General features: G+C 62.4%; 12 protein-coding genes and 1 riboswitch. Of the genes, 7 read left to right on the top strand and 5 right to left on the bottom strand.

The window, feature by feature from the left end; all coding sequences use genetic code 11:
- Window positions 1-23 precede the first annotated feature (23 nt).
- Complete coding sequence (gene metE, locus BerOc1_RS03675; protein WP_071544347.1) at window positions 24-2,294, bottom strand: 5-methyltetrahydropteroyltriglutamate--homocysteine S-methyltransferase; 2,271 nt, start codon at window positions 2,292-2,294, stop codon at window positions 24-26.
- A gap of 84 nt (window positions 2,295-2,378) precedes the next feature.
- Window positions 2,379-2,566, bottom strand: a riboswitch (cobalamin riboswitch).
- A gap of 324 nt (window positions 2,567-2,890) precedes the next feature.
- On the opposite strand from metE, the gene BerOc1_RS03670 reads away from it, so the two are divergent.
- Window positions 2,891-3,331, top strand: coding sequence for a flavodoxin (locus BerOc1_RS03670; RefSeq protein ID WP_071544346.1), 441 nt, complete (start codon window positions 2,891-2,893; stop codon window positions 3,329-3,331).
- Window positions 3,332-3,608: 277 nt separating this feature from the next.
- On the opposite strand, the gene tpx is transcribed toward BerOc1_RS03670, so the two are convergent.
- On the bottom strand, window positions 3,609-4,127 hold the full coding sequence (gene tpx / locus BerOc1_RS03665) for a thiol peroxidase (RefSeq protein ID WP_071544345.1): 519 nt from the start codon (window positions 4,125-4,127) through the stop codon (window positions 3,609-3,611).
- A 368-nt stretch (window positions 4,128-4,495) separates the two neighbouring features.
- Between tpx and BerOc1_RS03660 the strand changes: the two genes are divergently transcribed.
- From BerOc1_RS03660 to BerOc1_RS03645, 4 genes are all read left to right on the top strand, one after another.
- Window positions 4,496-5,263, top strand: coding sequence for a PEP-CTERM sorting domain-containing protein (locus tag BerOc1_RS03660; RefSeq protein ID WP_071544344.1), 768 nt, complete (start codon window positions 4,496-4,498; stop codon window positions 5,261-5,263).
- A gap of 339 nt (window positions 5,264-5,602) precedes the next feature.
- Window positions 5,603-7,027: a sigma-54-dependent transcriptional regulator gene (locus tag BerOc1_RS03655; RefSeq protein ID WP_071544343.1), complete on the top strand. Its 1,425-nt coding sequence runs from the start codon at window positions 5,603-5,605 to the stop codon at window positions 7,025-7,027.
- A 74-nt stretch (window positions 7,028-7,101) separates the two neighbouring features.
- Window positions 7,102-7,557: a hypothetical protein gene (locus tag BerOc1_RS03650; protein ID WP_071544342.1), complete on the top strand. Its 456-nt coding sequence runs from the start codon at window positions 7,102-7,104 to the stop codon at window positions 7,555-7,557.
- Window positions 7,558-8,029: 472 nt separating this feature from the next.
- Window positions 8,030-8,542, top strand: coding sequence for a PilZ domain-containing protein (locus BerOc1_RS03645; protein ID WP_071544341.1), 513 nt, complete (start codon window positions 8,030-8,032; stop codon window positions 8,540-8,542).
- Between the two features lie 143 nt (window positions 8,543-8,685).
- Here BerOc1_RS03645 and galE read toward each other — a convergent pair whose 3' ends face one another.
- Complete coding sequence (galE, locus tag BerOc1_RS03640) at window positions 8,686-9,717, bottom strand: UDP-glucose 4-epimerase GalE (protein ID WP_071544340.1); 1,032 nt, start codon at window positions 9,715-9,717, stop codon at window positions 8,686-8,688.
- A 302-nt stretch (window positions 9,718-10,019) separates the two neighbouring features.
- Here galE and BerOc1_RS03635 point away from each other — a divergent pair, with 302 nt between their 5' ends.
- Window positions 10,020-11,384: an NAD-dependent succinate-semialdehyde dehydrogenase gene (locus tag BerOc1_RS03635; RefSeq protein ID WP_071544339.1), complete on the top strand. Its 1,365-nt coding sequence runs from the start codon at window positions 10,020-10,022 to the stop codon at window positions 11,382-11,384.
- Window positions 11,385-11,466: 82 nt separating this feature from the next.
- On the opposite strand, the gene BerOc1_RS03630 is transcribed toward BerOc1_RS03635, so the two are convergent.
- Window positions 11,467-12,000, bottom strand: a complete 534-nt coding sequence (locus BerOc1_RS03630; RefSeq protein WP_071544338.1) for a ferritin-like domain-containing protein — start codon at window positions 11,998-12,000, stop codon at window positions 11,467-11,469.
- Between the two features lie 264 nt (window positions 12,001-12,264).
- Between BerOc1_RS03630 and BerOc1_RS03625 the strand changes: the two genes are divergently transcribed.
- Window positions 12,265-12,732, top strand: a complete 468-nt coding sequence (locus BerOc1_RS03625; protein WP_071544515.1) for a methylglyoxal synthase — start codon at window positions 12,265-12,267, stop codon at window positions 12,730-12,732.
- A gap of 103 nt (window positions 12,733-12,835) precedes the next feature.
- On the opposite strand, the gene nhaB is transcribed toward BerOc1_RS03625, so the two are convergent.
- The gene (gene nhaB, locus BerOc1_RS03620; RefSeq protein WP_071544337.1) at window positions 12,836-14,458 is read right to left on the bottom strand and encodes a sodium/proton antiporter NhaB; all 1,623 of its coding nucleotides are present in this window, start codon (window positions 14,456-14,458) and stop codon (window positions 12,836-12,838) included.
- Between the last annotated feature and the right edge of the window lie 62 nt (window positions 14,459-14,520).

Raw genomic sequence — 14,520 nt, 5'->3', positions numbered from 1 at the left:
TCCCGCCCGCTCGGGTTCGGTGGTTATCGTTGTTCCTCGCGCAGCCTGCGGGTCGCCTTGACCATGTTGTCCAGGGAGGCCAGGGTTTCGGGCCAGGCGCGGGTCTTCAGCCCGCAATCCGGATTGACCCACAGCCTGCGGGCCGGGATGACCGCCAGGGCCTTCCGCAGCAGGGAGTGGATCTCGTCCTCGGACGGTACGCGCGGGCTGTGGATGTCGTACACGCCCGGGCCGATGTCCGCCGGGTATTCGTCGGCGTCGAAGTCGTCGAGCAACTCCATCTTGCTGCGGCTGGCCTCGATGCTGATGACGTCCGCATCCATCCTGGCGATGGAGGACAGGATGGCGTTGAATTCGCTGTAGCACATGTGCGAATGGATCTGGGTCTCGTCCCGGACGCCCCCGGCGGCCAGCCGGAAGCAGTCCACGGCCCAGCGCAGGTAGTCGGCCTGCTCGGCCCTGCGGATGGGCATGCCCTCGCGCAGGGCGGCCTCGTCGATCTGGATGGCCTTGATGCCCGCCGTCTCCAGGTCCAGGACCTCGTCGCGCATGGCCAGGGCGATCTGGCGGCAGACCTCGTCGCGCGGCATGTCGTTGCGCACGAAACTCCAGCACAGAATGGTCACCGGGCCGGTGAGCATGCCCTTCATGGGCTTGCCGGTCAGGGACTGGGCGTACACGGCCCAGTCCACGGTCATGGGAGCCGGGCGGGATACGTCGCCGTAAATGACCGGCGGCTTGACGCAGCGGCTGCCGTAACTCTGGACCCAGCCGTTTTGGGTGAAGCAGAATCCCTTGAGCTGCTGGCCGAAGTACTCGACCATGTCGTTGCGCTCGGGCTCGCCGTGGACCAGCACGTCCAGTCCCAGCTCCTCCTGGTGGGCGACCACTTCGGCGATCTCGGCCCGCATGGCCGCGACGTACTCCGTCTCCGTGATTTCGCCCTTGCGGAAGCGCAGCCGCGTGCGGCGGATTTCGGCGGTCTGCGGGTAGGAGCCGATGGTCGTGGTCGGGAACAGGGGGAGTTTCAGCCGCTCATGCTGCGCCTCGGCGCGCACGGCCAGGGGCGAAGTGCGGTCATACATTCCGGGCGTGATCGCCAGGACCCGCTCGCGGACCGCCTTGTCCGCCACGTCGCGGTGCGCGGCACGTGCCAGCAGGGCGTCCTTGTTCTCCTGAAACAGTCCGGGCGCGCCCTTGCCCACGGCGGCCTGCTTCAGGGCCGCGATCTCGGCGCATTTCTGGGCGGCGAAGGCCATCCAGCGTTTGATCTCGGGGTCGAGTCCGGTCTCGCCCGCCGCGTCCACCGGGCAGTGGAGCAGGGAGCAGCTCGAGCCGATCATGAGCCGGTCCGTTTTGACCTGCTGGCGGGCCGTGTTGACCTTGCGCAGGGCGGTTTCCAGTTCGGTCTTCCAGATGTTCCGGCCGTCCACCAAGCCCATGGAAAGGGTCATGTTCGGCGGCAGCTTGCCCAGGATTTCCGTCAACTGGCCCGGTGCGCGGACCAGGTCCGCATGCAGGCCGTCCACGGGCAGGGCCAGGGCCGTGTCCAGGTTGTCGCCCGGCGCGCCGAAATAGGTGGCCAGGAGCAGCCGGGAGCTGATTGCCGCTTCGCGGATGCGCGCGTACGCCGCGGCAAAGGCAGCCTTGGCCTTGTCGGAGAGGTCCGTGCACAGGATGGGCTCGTCCAGCTGGATCCAGGCGCACAGCCCGTCCAGCTCGCGGATGACCGCACAATAGGCGTCCACCAGGGAGTCGAGGTGCGCCCAGCGGTCGCAGCCGTCGACCTCCTTGGCCAGCAGCAGGAAGGTTAGCGGACCGACCAGGACCGGTTTGGGGGAGAGCCCCAGGGACCGGGCCGACTCCACCGCCTCGAGAAGGCGGCTGCCGGTCTTGGCGAAGGTGGTGTCCGGGGCCAGTTCCGGGACGATGTAGTGGTAATTGGTGTCGAACCACTTGGTCATCTCCATGGCCGGAATGCCGTGTTCGGCGTCGCCCCGGGCCATGTGGAAGTAGGTCTCAAGGTCTACCTCGCCGCCGCCCCGGCCAAAGCGGGGCGGGACCGCGCCGAGCATGGCGGCCGTGTCGAGGACGTGGTCGTACAGGGAAAAGTCGCCCACCGGGACAAGGTCCAGCCCGGCCCCGGCCTGGACGGCCCAGTGCCGTTTTTGCAATTCGTCGGCCGTGGCGGCCAGATCGGCTTCGGGAATCTCGCCCCGCCAGTACTTTTCCAGGGCCCATTTCAGTTCCCGGTCGATCCCCATGCGGGGAAATCCCAAAACGTGCGCGTGCATGTCTGCTCCATGGTTACGGGTGAAAATCAGTCTGCGCCCGCCTCGCGACGCCGACCGCCGCGGGTGGCCGGGTGTGGTCGCGAAGTGGTGCGCATCCCGGCAAGACGTCTTCTGGCTTCCGGCCCCATCATGTTGATTCCCTTCCCGAATCCGGTGGTCCTCAACGAGTTATGCCGGTTACAGCGGCCCGTCCGCAGCGGTCTTTCACCGCTTTCCGTTTCTTGCCATATCCTTATATCAAGATGTATTGATATTTGAACATGCGACAAATGGCAAGCATTTGTTCGACGCAGCGGGAGGCTGTGCGCGGGCAGCACTGGACCGGTTGAGCTCCCCGCAGGCTGAAAAGGCGAGAACGGGAAGGCGGCGAAGTTGGAAAAGTGGGTGGTTGACAAATGGCGGACAGCCTCCTATTTTTCGTGAAAATGATTTTCACTTTCACTATAGGCAATTGACATGGGGCATTCGCGACTACGGATGCCAGCCTAACCGCCGGAGCTGGAGTTGAACATGATTTCCTCTTTCCCTTCATACTGTATCGGGCCCGGCGAGGGCCCGTGCGCACGAGACAACTTCAACGCAACGAGGAAAACACCATGGGCAAGGTATTGATCGTCTACGGTTCGACCACCGGCAACACCGAGAGCGTGGCGGACGCCATCGCGAAATTCCTGGAGAAGAACGGACGGAAAGTGGAGGCCAGGAATGCGGCCGACGTGGCCGTGGAGGATATGGCCGACGGCTTCGACGCCGTGCTCCTCGGCTCTTCCACCTGGGGCGACGACTCCATCGAGCTCCAGGACGACTTCATCCCGGTCTACGACAACCTGGACAAGGCCGGGCTGCAAGGGAAGAAGGTCGCGGTCTTCGGTTGCGGCGATTCGTCCTACGAGTACTTTTGCGGGGCGGTGGACGCCATCGAGGAGAAGGCCGAGGATCTGGGCGCGGTCCTGGTCGGCGATTCCCTGAAGATCGACGGAGACCCCGACATGGGGGATGTCACTGCCTGGGCCGGAACCATCCTGCCCGGATTGTAGCGCCGCGCCCGTCTGCGCCTTCGGAAAAGACGGTCGCTTCGGCAAGGGCAAAGGCTTGGAAGGATATCCTTCCAAGCCTTTTTTCGAGGAGATCGGGGTGCGGTGGGAGGGGGGGGCAGTGGATGACGGGCCGTGAGGACGCCGGTAAGGTGGTGTCAAACTTTCCGACAGGCCTTGACGGCGCGGCCGGGAAGGTCGGGATCCTCCGCCGCAGGACATGAAAAAGCCCGGAAGTTTTGCTTCCGGGCCAAAATGCCGTGCGCAGCGCGGGGACGGATCAGCCGATCAGTTCGCGGACGACCTTGAGAGCGGCCTCGTAGTCGGGCTCCTCGGTGACTTCCTTCAGGTACTGGACGTAGGCGATCTTGCCGTCCTTGCCCACCACGAAGACCGCGCGGGTCAGAAGGCGCAATTCCTTGATGAGGGTGCCCCAGTTCTCTCCGAAGGAGGCCTGGGCGTGGTCGGACAGGGTCTGTACGGCCTCGATTCCGGCCGCGCCGCACCACCGGGCCTGGGCAAAGGGCAGGTCCATGCTGACGGTCAGGATTTTCACGTCGTCGCCGAGCGCCGTGGCCTCGGTGTTGAAGCGACGCGTCTCCATGTCGCACACGGGGGTGTCCAGGGAGGGCACCGAGGCGATGACCAGCACCTTGCCGGAAAAGTCGGCCAGGGTGGCGGGTTTCAGCGCGTTGGTGATCACGGTGAAGTCGGGAGCGGTGTCGCCGACTTTGACTTCAGGGCCTATGAGGGTCAGCGGATTGCCTTTGAACGTGATGATTTCGGTTCTTTCAACCATGATATTGGCTCCTTTCACGAATGTGGGTTGGTCGTTCTCATTCAAATAAGTATCCACAATGGCGAGTAAAGGTGCAACCAATAATTGTTCTCGTTCTTTTTTGCGGGGTTGGGCGGACTCAGCCCCCTTCCCGGACAGGCCGACCCTGTCGGTTATCGGCGGTTGGCCCGTTTTTTTTCACATTCCATGGTTAAAATCTATGGCATCATGTTCAAACAAGCACAAAATGTAAGAGAGTCCGACAAAATGTCGGGTAAAATGACATTTTTCATACGTTCAGGACGTCAAAACCCGTGTTTTACATGTCTGGCATGTTTTGTGCTTATTTCCGGTAAGAAAAAAACGGGGAATTCAACGTGGGAGACACCATGAAACGCCTTATTGCAATAGCTCTGTTCGCCATCTGCCTGCTCCAGGCCCCGTACGCCCGGGCGTATTCGGTGGCGTTCGGGGACGATGTGAATTACTGGTCCGGATACGGGAACCGCAACCGGGACGTTGTCAACGGCTGGTGGGTCCCGCAAAACAACCGGGATGTCATCGGGACCCCGGACATTACCGGCGGCAACTTCATCTTCGACGGCCACACCCTTTCCGGAATCCAATTGAACTACTCGAGCACCAGCCGGAGTCTCGTTCCCGGCGACTGGTTCTTCGATACGAATCAGGACGGGGCGTGGGACTATGTCCTGCACCACACGCTGCGGGTCTTTGGGGACGGGTCCATCTCCAGGGAGGAGTTCGGCTACGGCCTGTTCGCCTTGGATGATCTGTCCTATGAAAACGGCAATCGGGTCGGCTACCAGGAGTCCTTCTGGCCCCGGGGCGCAGAGGGCAGGCATGATCACCCGGTCCGGGCCTGGGTCGACCTGGATGACGTCCTGTCGGACGTCGGCTACGACGGCTGGGATTACTGGATCGCGGAAAACAGCCTGGGCGAGACCAATTGGTCCGACATCAACCTCGATTTCTCGGGAATCAGGGCGTTTACCTACGGTTTCGCCATGACCTGCGGCAACGACGTGCTCTTCGGCGAGGCCCTGGTCCCCGCTCCCGAACCCTCCACCTTCCTGCTGCTCGGCTTTGGCGGCCTGGGGCTGCTGCTCTACGGTCGCAGGAGAAAGCGCTTTTTCTGATCCGCGTCCACCGTTAAAGTAATGGAAGGCCGGACAGTCCGCGGACTGTCCGGCCTTTTTGCCGGCGGTGCTCCCGCCCGGCTTTCGGCGTTCGGCATCGTCCTTCACGAATTCGAACCGGAAAGTCTTGAAAAATCGGAGAAGAGGGGTATGCTGAAAGCAAGGGGTTACACGGGTTTTTAACCCTGCGGAGGGTCTTTGTCCGGGAAAAACGGAAACGGGAGTTTCTCCTATGGACAGAAAAAACGCGCCTATGTATAGAATCGCTAACTTTTGTCCGGTATCCGTTGTCCGCAGGGCCGCAGGTCAGGGATAGGAAATTGTGGAGTGGAGTCTTTAGTGGGAAAGATATTACTCATAGATGACGACCCGTTCCAATGCGCCGTCGTCGAGTCCATCGTCAAGAAGATGGGCTACGACTGCCATTGCGTGTATTCCGGGATAGAAGGGCTGACGCTCCTCAAGAGCAGCCACTTCGACATCATCTTTCTGGACCTCAACCTCCACGAGGGCAGCGGGCTGGCCCACATCCCCCGTCTGACCGAGCTCGACCCCGACGTGGATATCGTCATGCTCACCGGAGAGCCGGATACCGACTACATCTCCCAGGCCTTTGCCGCAGGGGTCAAGGATTACCTGGTCAAGCCGATCAAGGAGGAACGCTTCCGTCAGGTCATCCAGAATCTGCTGCAGCAGAAGACCGTCCGGAAAGAGCGGACCGAGACCCTGATCCGCGACGAGATCATCGGCGATAGCCCCGCCCTGAACCAGTGCCTCGAACGGCTGGCCATCTCCGCCAAGGGCAACGGCAACGTGCTCATCACCGGCGAGACCGGGACCGGCAAGGAGCTCTTTGCCCGGGCGCTGCACAACAACAGCGACCGCAAGGACAAGCGGTACATCGTGGTGGACTGCACCAATCTCCCTTCGACGCTGGCCGAGAGCCTGCTGTTCGGCCACTCCAAGGGGTCCTTCACCGGGGCGGACCAGGACCGCAAGGGGCTGTTCCACCTGGCCCACGGCGGAACCTTGTTCCTGGACGAGATCGGCGATCTCGACCTGGGTATCCAGAAGTCCCTGCTCCGCGTCCTGCAGGAGAAGACCTTCCGCCCGCTCAGTTCCAGCAAGGAGGTCTACAGCGATTTCAGGCTGGTGGCGGCCACCAACCGGAATCTCGAGGAGATGGTCGCCCGGGGCGAATTCCGCAGCGACCTCTATTACCGGTTGCAGAGCGTGATCATCGACCTGCCGCCCCTGCGCGAACGCAACGGCGACATCGAGATGCTGACCCGGCACTACCTGCCCTCCCTGTGCAAAGAGAACGGCATGGAGGCGAAGGAGGTCGATCCCCAGTTCATCGAGACCCTGCGGCTTTACGACTGGCCCGGCAACGTGCGCGAGCTGGTCAACGTCCTCCACGTCTCGCTGCAGAAGGCCCGCTTCTCCAAGTACTTGAATATCTACCATCTTCCCCAGCAGTTGCGCATGCGCCGCGTGTTTCAAGACATGGGCGAAAACGGCCAGCCCACGCAGGACGCGGGCGTCATGCCGAGCCAGTTCTCCCTGCCCGCCACGGTGGAGGACTTCCCGATCATGAAGGCGGCACGCCAGGAAGCGGTGGAGGCCATGGAACAGGCCTACCTCGTGCGGCTGGTTCAGCTCAGCGACGCCTCCATCTCCACGGCCTGCAAGCTCTCCGGCCTTTCCCGCGCCCGCCTGTACGAGCTGTTGAGCAAGCACAACCTGTCCCTGAAAAGCAGCTGACGCGCCCTGATCGGCCGTCTTGATTTTTTCCGCAGGTCGCGTCTTTTTGGCGCGAAATTTGCTTTCAAAATTACATGTACGACTACAAGATCAATAAACGGATGCATGTCGCCGTAAAGGACGGCGCCGCGCTCACCGAGATCGTCAACCGGCTCGGAGCGCTCTTGGGGAGCGCCCTGGCGGAAGACGCCCCGGACGCCAACGACAGGCGGTGTTGCCCGCGCAGGTCCGTCACGATCCCCGGACTGGTCCAGGTGTTGAAATCCAGCGGGGAGATCATGGTCTTTCCCGTCCAGATCCGGAACATCTCGAACCAGGGCATGCTCCTTGAATTCAAGGACAAAGGGCACGTGTTCGCCGGCATGCTCCAGCAGATCGAAGGGCTGAGCGTGACCTTCCAGGTGGACGATTCGGTCACGACCCTGGAGTGCCTTCCCAAGCGTATCGTCCTGGACGACCCGGTGGAAGTGGGCGTCCAGGTCTCGGACGAGACCGACGACAAACCGCGCATTCAGCGTTTCCTCATGTAGCCGGTTCCGGGCCGATCCTCCCTCGGGGACGCCGACGGGCGCGCCCGTCTTTACGTCAGATTTCCTCAACCGTTATCGGTACGGCCGCCACGACCGCAGGCGGGATATCCTTGTCGCGGGATTCCATCTTGTTCGGCTCGATGTCGGATTGCCAGACACTGTGTAAGGGGTTCCCGGCCCTGTCCGGCGCGGAATTGTTTCGGTCGGATGGCGGGAGCGCTTTTTTTGGTGTTCGGCTTCCGGTTGGGAGCGGGCTTCTAGCTCCATTGTATTATTCGATAATTTCGGATCGATTTCGCATGTCGCGGGAGATCACCCCTTCGCCTCCCGTACGGAGTGACGGAAGGGTGGAATCGTGCAACAGACGCGGTATGTTTTTTGCAAAATTATTAAAGATTGTTGAGGTATTGGAACGGGGCTCCGGGGGAACCGCCCCACGCACTGCACGATACGTTTTAAGGTAGTTGTAAAGATGTCTGAATCGGTGAAAATATGTTTCGACATGGATCGTGAGAATTTTCAGGCACTCAAGCGCGTGGCCAGAGCTGAGGGGCTGGACTGTTCCCAGTATGTTTCCAACCTCGTGGAAGGGACCCTGAAGCATTTCATCAGCCGGGACTGGTCGATGAACGGCAAGGAGCGGCGGCGTTACCATCGGGTGGATGTGTCGCTTCCCGCGATATCATGCGTAAAGTTTTCCGACAGGGAGATGCGGAGTTATCCGGTGGTGGTGGACGACATTTCCCAGGGCGGATTGCGTATCTCCTTCAAGGATATCCCCCCGGAATTGGCGGAGAAGCTGGCGACATCCTCGTTTTTCGAGGTGTTTTTCACCCTGCCCCATCTTGCGCAGACGGTCTCATTCTATTGCAGGCGGTTGCGCCACAAGGTGGACCGCGACGTGTCCATGGTCGGGGTGTTCGAAAGCAACAACCCCGAAACGGTCTCCATGGTGGATGCCATGATGGAGTATTATACCGCGTAGGCAACCCAATCCGTTACCATTGTCGTCGGACCGAACAGTGCCGTCTCGCAGGGGCGCGCCTGGTGTGCGGTAATTCCGGACGGCTCGCGGCGGCTCCGCCCGCCGAGCCCTTTAAAGCGCGTTTCCGCGCTAAAACATTGCCTTTATCCATCGGCGTCCCGATAGCCTTGGGGGTTCTTGGACTGCCAGTTCCAGGTGTCGCGGACCATGTCCTCAATGGTGTGGGTCGCCTGCCAGCCAAGCTCGTTCCGGGCCTTGTCCGTGGAGGCGTAGTTGGCGGCCACGTCGCCGGGGCGGCGGGCGGTGATCTCGTAGGGAATGGTGACGTTGTTGACCCGCTCGAAGGCGCGGACCAGCTCGAGCACGCTGCATCCCTTGCCCGTGCCCAGGTTGTGGACCGTGTAGCCGGGCTCCGCCTCGAGCTTGCGCAGGGCGGCCACGTGGCCCCGGGCCAGATCCACCACGTGGATGAAGTCGCGCACGCCCGTGCCGTCCGGGGTGTCGTAGTCGTCGCCGTAGATGCTCAGTTTTTCGAGCCGCCCCACGGCCACCTGGGCGATGTACGGCATGAGGTTGTTGGGGATGTCCGCCGGGTCCTCGCCGATGAGCCCCGAGGGGTGCGCGCCCACCGGGTTGAAGTAGCGCAGGATCGACATGTTCCAGTCCGGCTCGGCCGTGTGCAGGTCCTTCAAAATCTCTTCGATGTACAGTTTGGTGCGACCGTAGGGGTTGTAGGCGCTGGTCGGGGTTTCCTCGGTCAGAGGGAGCCTGTCGGACAGGCCGTAGACCGTGGCCGAGGAGCTGAAGACGATGTTTTTGGCCCTGCCCGGGCCCATGGCCCTGCACAGGTTGATCAGGCTGAGCAGGTTGTTTTCATAGTACATGAGCGGCTTTTGCACGGATTCGCCCACGGCTTTGTGCCCGGCGAAGTGGATGGCCGCGTCGATGGCCTCCTCGCGGAACAGGGCCCGCACCTCGTCCAGGTTGCAGAAGTCCATGCGGTGCACCGGAATGGCGGTGCCGGTGATCCGTTCCACCCGCTCCATGGCCACGGGCGAACTGTTGTTGAAGTTGTCCGCACAGATCACGTCGTATCCGGCGGCGATCAGTTCGATGCAGGTGTGGGTCCCGATGTAGCCCGCGCCCCCGGTGACCAAAACTCTTTGTATCTTCATGGGAGGTCCTTGTCTGCCTGGTTCGCCCTTCGGGCATTGGAATCTAAGCGGTTACAGGTTCAACGAATCCGACCCGTTTGTCCAGCCCAAATGGCGGCGGAGGCCGTCTCGCGCCGAACGGGCCCGTCCGGGGATCATGCCCGTGCGGACTTGATGCTGGACAACCCGGGGATTCTGGCTTAAGCCCGGAAAATGCGCCGGACCGGCCGTTTGGCCCGGCGCATCCCGCTTGATCGGAAACCGGTTACCGCACTCCCCAGGCCGGTTCCGGAGTGTTTCACCCCTTTTTTCCGGAGAAAAAAATGCCTCTGCAGAGTCTCAATCCGTTGACCGGCAAGGTCACGAAGCAGTTCGACGAATTCACCCCCGAGCAGACCGCCGAAGCCGTTCGCGCGGTGGCCCAAGGATATGCGTCCTGGAAGAACACCGATTTCGCCCACCGGGCCGAGTGCCTGCTCAGCCTGGCCGAAGTGCTCAAGGCGCGGGCGGACGAGTTCGCCGCGATCATGGCCGAGGAGATGGGCAAGCCCGTGAGCTTCGGCCGGGCCGAGGTCCTCAAGTGCGCGGGCGTGTGCGAGTTCTACGCCAAAAACGGCGAGGCCATGCTGACCCCCGAGCCGGTGGCCGGTTGCGGGCAGGAGGCCTATGTGGACTTCGCCCCCATGGGCACGGTGCTCGCGGTCATGCCGTGGAATTTCCCCTTCTGGCAGGTTCTGCGCGTGGCCGCGCCCTCGCTCATGGCCGGCAACACCGTGGTCCTGAAGCACGCCTCCAACGTGCCCCAGTGCGCCCTGGCCATCGAATCCGCCTTCCGCGAGTCCGCGTTCCCGGACAACGTCTTTCGCACCCTGCTCATCGGGGCGCGCCAGGTGGAGTCCGTGCTCGACGCCGACTCGGTCATCGGCGTGAGCCTGACCGGCAGCGAGGGGGCCGGGAGCAAGGTCGCGGCCGCTGCCGGCGCCCGGCTCAAGAAGTGCGTCATGGAGCTGGGCGGCAGCGATCCGTTCGTGGTCCTGGCCGACGCGGACATCGACAAGGCGGCCAAGGTCGGGGCCATGTCCCGCTGCGCCAACGCGGGCCAGACCTGCATCGCGGCCAAGCGGTTCATCGTGGCGGACGCGGTCTACGACGACTTTCTGGCCGCCCTGGGCCGGGAGATGGACGCCCTCAAAATGGGCGACCCCATGGACAAGGACACCGTGGTCGGGCCCATGTCCTCCACCGGCCTGCGCGCCGAACTGCAACGCCAGGTGGAGCGCTGCGCGGCCGAGGGCGGCAGAATCGTCAAGGGCGGGGTCCTGCCCGAGGGCGAGGGAGCCTTCTATCCCCTGACCATCATCGCGGATGCGCCCTTTGACGCCGAGGTCTGCCGCGAGGAGTTTTTCGGCCCCGTGGCCCTGGTCTTCCGGGCCAAGGACGAGGAACAGGCCGTGGCCATGGCAAACGACACCCCGTTTGGCCTGGGCGGCTCGGTCTGGACCGGGGACGGCGCGCACGGCCTGGAGCTGGCCCGGCGCATCGAGGCGGGCGAGGTGGTGGTCAACGGCCTGGTCCGCAGCGACCCGCTCATGCCGTTCGGCGGCATCCGCCGCTCCGGCTTCGGCCGCGAACTGTCCGCCTTCGGCATCCGCGAATTCGTGAACATCAAGTCGGTCATCCGCGACTAGCTTTTACGCGCAATCAAACGGAAAGGCCCGGCCAGTGTACACTGGCCGGGCCTTTTTTCATGCGCTGAGGGAGGGCGCGGTTCTAGGCGTTCTGGGCGTTGATGACAAAGCCCTGGTCGGCCAGGCCGGTGGACGAGGGGGTGCCGGCGATGCGGGACAGGAAGGTGTTGCCCAGCTTTTCGATGTGTCCCTTGATCGCATCGAAGTAGTTGAAGTGGGCCTGTTCCTCGTCGATGATGGTCTCGAACAGTTTCTCGCTGATGGAGTCGCCGTTTTCGCGACAGACCAGCAGGAACTGGTTGTAGGCGTCGATGGTGTCGTCTTCCTCGGTGGAGTCGTAGGTGTAGATGACCTCGATCTTCTGGCCCCGTTCCACCTTCTTGGACTTCTTGTCCGTGGGTTCGCCGCCCAGTTCCTTGATACGCTCCGCGAACTGCTCGGCGTGGCGCATCTCGTCGATGGCGATGAGCTTCATGTTGGAGGCCAGTTCGCCGTAGTCCATGTCGTCCAGGTTGTAGTGCTGGTTCATGTACAGGTGGATGGCCTGCAGTTCCATGGACCGGGCCTGGTTCAATACTTCGACGACTTTCTCACGACGTTCTTCCTTGGTAGCCATGGTGTTTCTCCTTTGCATCGCTGTTGCGGACAGCCGGCATGCGGTCCGTTGCGACATTGTTGTTACGTTGTGTCAGATGTTCATACGCGTGGTATACATTGATAGCCCAAAGGGTAACTGCGCTCCCGGTCCGCGTCAAGACGGTTCGGGGAAAATCGGGCCTATCTTTTGGGGGCTCGCTCCGGCTTGTTCCCGCCCCCGGCGGATGGTATTGAACGGATGGCGGCCGTGTGCGCGGCCGACAACTTCAAGCCCGGAGAATACATGGACAGGATCAAGAATATTGCGGTGGTCGCCCACGACAACTGCAAGGAAGAATTGCTCGATTTCATCGACTGCAACCGCGAGGCCCTGGCCCCGCACCGCCTGGTCGCCACCGGGACCACCGGGCGGCTGGTGGAGGATCTCCTGGCCGAGAACGAGGATGCCGGCGCGGAACACAAGCGCGTTCGGCGGCTCAAATCCGGCCCCCTGGGCGGGGACCAGCAGCTTGGGGCCATGATCAGCAACGGCGAGGTGGACGTTCTGTTCTTTTTCTGGGACCCCATGGAGCCCCAGCCGCACGACGTGGACGTCAAGGCGTTGCTGCGCCTGGCCGTGCTCTACAACATTCCCACGGCCTCCAACCGCTCCTCGGCCGAGTTCCTGATCTCGTCGACCTTCTTCGACCACGAGTTCTGCATCAAACGCGGGCGCTATTTCGAATACGCCGACCGCGAGCTGAAACCGTAGAGGGTGCCGCCCGGCAGCCCGAACCGCCGGGCAAGGACGTGAAAAGGGCTCCCGAGACGATCTCGGGAGCCCTTGCGTTGTTGAAGGCCGCGCCTTTGGGAACCTAGAGGAAGGCGTACACGGCGAACAGGCCGGTGATGGACATGGTGATGGTGTACGGCAGGGCCAGCATGACCATTCTTCCGTAGGACAGGCGGATGATCGGGGCGAGCGCGCTGGTCAGCAGGAACAGGAAGGCCGCCTGGCCGTTGGGGGTGGCCACGGACGGGATGTTGGTTCCGGTGTTGATGGCCACGGCCAGCTTGTCGAAGTGCTCCATGGTCTCCTTGACCATGGTTGCCGCGTTCTGCGGGAGGGTGGCGAGCACGTCGGCCCGGGCGATGTGGGGGTCCGTCATCTTGTCCATCAGCGCCTGGCCGGTCATGCCGATGTCGGGGATGGCGCCCAGCACGTGGACGAAGTGCAGCTTGGTCTCGGAGATGTAGACCGTGGCCACGAAGACGTTGTCCGAGATGGAGGAGAGCAGGCCGTTGGCGACGTAGTAGGCCGCCAGCTGGTCCTGGCCCTTCAGGCTCAGCACGAACTCGATGATCGGGGCGAACAGCTCCTGGGAGTGGATGACCGCGACCACGGAGAAGAAGACCACCAGCAGGGCGGTGAAGGGCAGGGCTTCCTCAAAGGCGTGGCCGAGCTGATGTTCCTCGGTGATGCCGGTCAGGGAGGTCAGCAGGATGATGACCGACAGGCCGATGAGGCCGACGGCGGCCAGGTGGAAGGCCAGGGCCAGGACCAGCCACAGGCCGGTGCAGGCCTGGATGATCAGCTTGAGTTTGCCCTTCTGGCCTTGCTCCTGTTCCATCTGCACGGCGGTTTCCAGCAGGAAGGAGCGGATGTTGCCGGGCATCTGGAAACCGTAGCCGAAGATGTGGAACTGCTCCACGGCCAGGCAGGTCAGCAGGCCGATGACCAGGACCGGCATGGTCACGGGCATGGCGTGCAGGAAGAACGGGATGAAGTGCCAGCCCATCTCGCCGCCCACAAGCAGGTTTTGCGGCTCGCCCACCAGGGTGCACACGCCGCCGAGCGCGGTGCCGACCGCGCCGTGCATCATCAGGTTGCGCAAGAAGCCTCGGAACTCGAGCAGTTCCGCGCGGGTGGTCTCCTTGACGCTTTCGTCGTTGACCAGGTCGTGGCTGTCGGCCGCGCCCTTGCCGGAAGCGAAGCGGTGGTAGACGTTGTAGAAGCCGAAGGCCACGGCCATGATGACCGCGGTCACGGTCAGGGCGTCCAGGAAGGCGGACAGAACCGCGCCGGCCAGACAGAAGAGCAGGGCGATGACCTTCTTGGAGCGCACGCGCACCAGGATGCGGGTGAAGGTGAACTGCAAAAAGTCCTTCATGAAGTAGATGCCCGCGACCATGAAGATCAGCAGCAGGATGACTTCGAAGTTCTTCAGCGCCTCGTGGTACACGGTTTCGCTCGAGGTCATGCCCATGATCACGGCTTCCAGCGCCAACAGGCCGCCCGCGGGCAGCGGGTAGCACTTCAGCGCCATGGCCAGGGTGAAGATGAATTCGGCGATGAGCGCCCATCCGGCGACGAATTTTCCGACCGTGAGGATGAGCACGGGGTTGAGCACGAGAAAGGCGATGATGGTCAGCTTGTACCATGAGGGAGCGTTCCCGAGGAACGTTTCGACAAAGGTTTTCGACAACGATGGCTTCATTCAGTTTCTCTCCTTTAATACGACGAAAACGCCACGAACAACCATGGCGGCGGACAACAATC

This window comes from Pseudodesulfovibrio hydrargyri (genome assembly GCF_001874525.1).
Classification (GTDB): Bacteria; Desulfobacterota; Desulfovibrionia; order Desulfovibrionales; family Desulfovibrionaceae; genus Pseudodesulfovibrio; species Pseudodesulfovibrio hydrargyri.
The sequence above is the reverse complement of the archived record's forward strand: the minus strand, read 5'-3'. Positions and strand labels throughout refer to the sequence as shown.

Bases quoted from the DNA above. Each gene is read 5' to 3' on its own strand.
- BerOc1_RS03630 (WP_071544338.1), bottom strand. From the start codon at position 12,000: ATGGCTACCAAGGAAGAACGTCGTGAGAAAGTCGTCGAAGTATTGAAC.
- BerOc1_RS03645 (WP_071544341.1), top strand. From the start codon at position 8,030: ATGTCTGAATCGGTGAAAATATGTTTCGACATGGATCGTGAGAATTTT.
- tpx (WP_071544345.1), bottom strand. From the start codon at position 4,127: ATGGTTGAAAGAACCGAAATCATCACGTTCAAAGGCAATCCGCTGACC.
- galE (WP_071544340.1), bottom strand. From the start codon at position 9,717: ATGAAGATACAAAGAGTTTTGGTCACCGGGGGCGCGGGCTACATCGGG.
- BerOc1_RS03660 (WP_071544344.1), top strand. From the start codon at position 4,496: ATGAAACGCCTTATTGCAATAGCTCTGTTCGCCATCTGCCTGCTCCAG.
- metE (WP_071544347.1), bottom strand. From the start codon at position 2,294: ATGCACGCGCACGTTTTGGGATTTCCCCGCATGGGGATCGACCGGGAA.
- BerOc1_RS03635 (WP_071544339.1), top strand. From the start codon at position 10,020: ATGCCTCTGCAGAGTCTCAATCCGTTGACCGGCAAGGTCACGAAGCAG.
- BerOc1_RS03625 (WP_071544515.1), top strand. From the start codon at position 12,265: ATGGACAGGATCAAGAATATTGCGGTGGTCGCCCACGACAACTGCAAG.
- BerOc1_RS03650 (WP_071544342.1), top strand. From the start codon at position 7,102: ATGTACGACTACAAGATCAATAAACGGATGCATGTCGCCGTAAAGGAC.
- nhaB (WP_071544337.1), bottom strand. From the start codon at position 14,458: ATGAAGCCATCGTTGTCGAAAACCTTTGTCGAAACGTTCCTCGGGAAC.
- BerOc1_RS03670 (WP_071544346.1), top strand. From the start codon at position 2,891: ATGGGCAAGGTATTGATCGTCTACGGTTCGACCACCGGCAACACCGAG.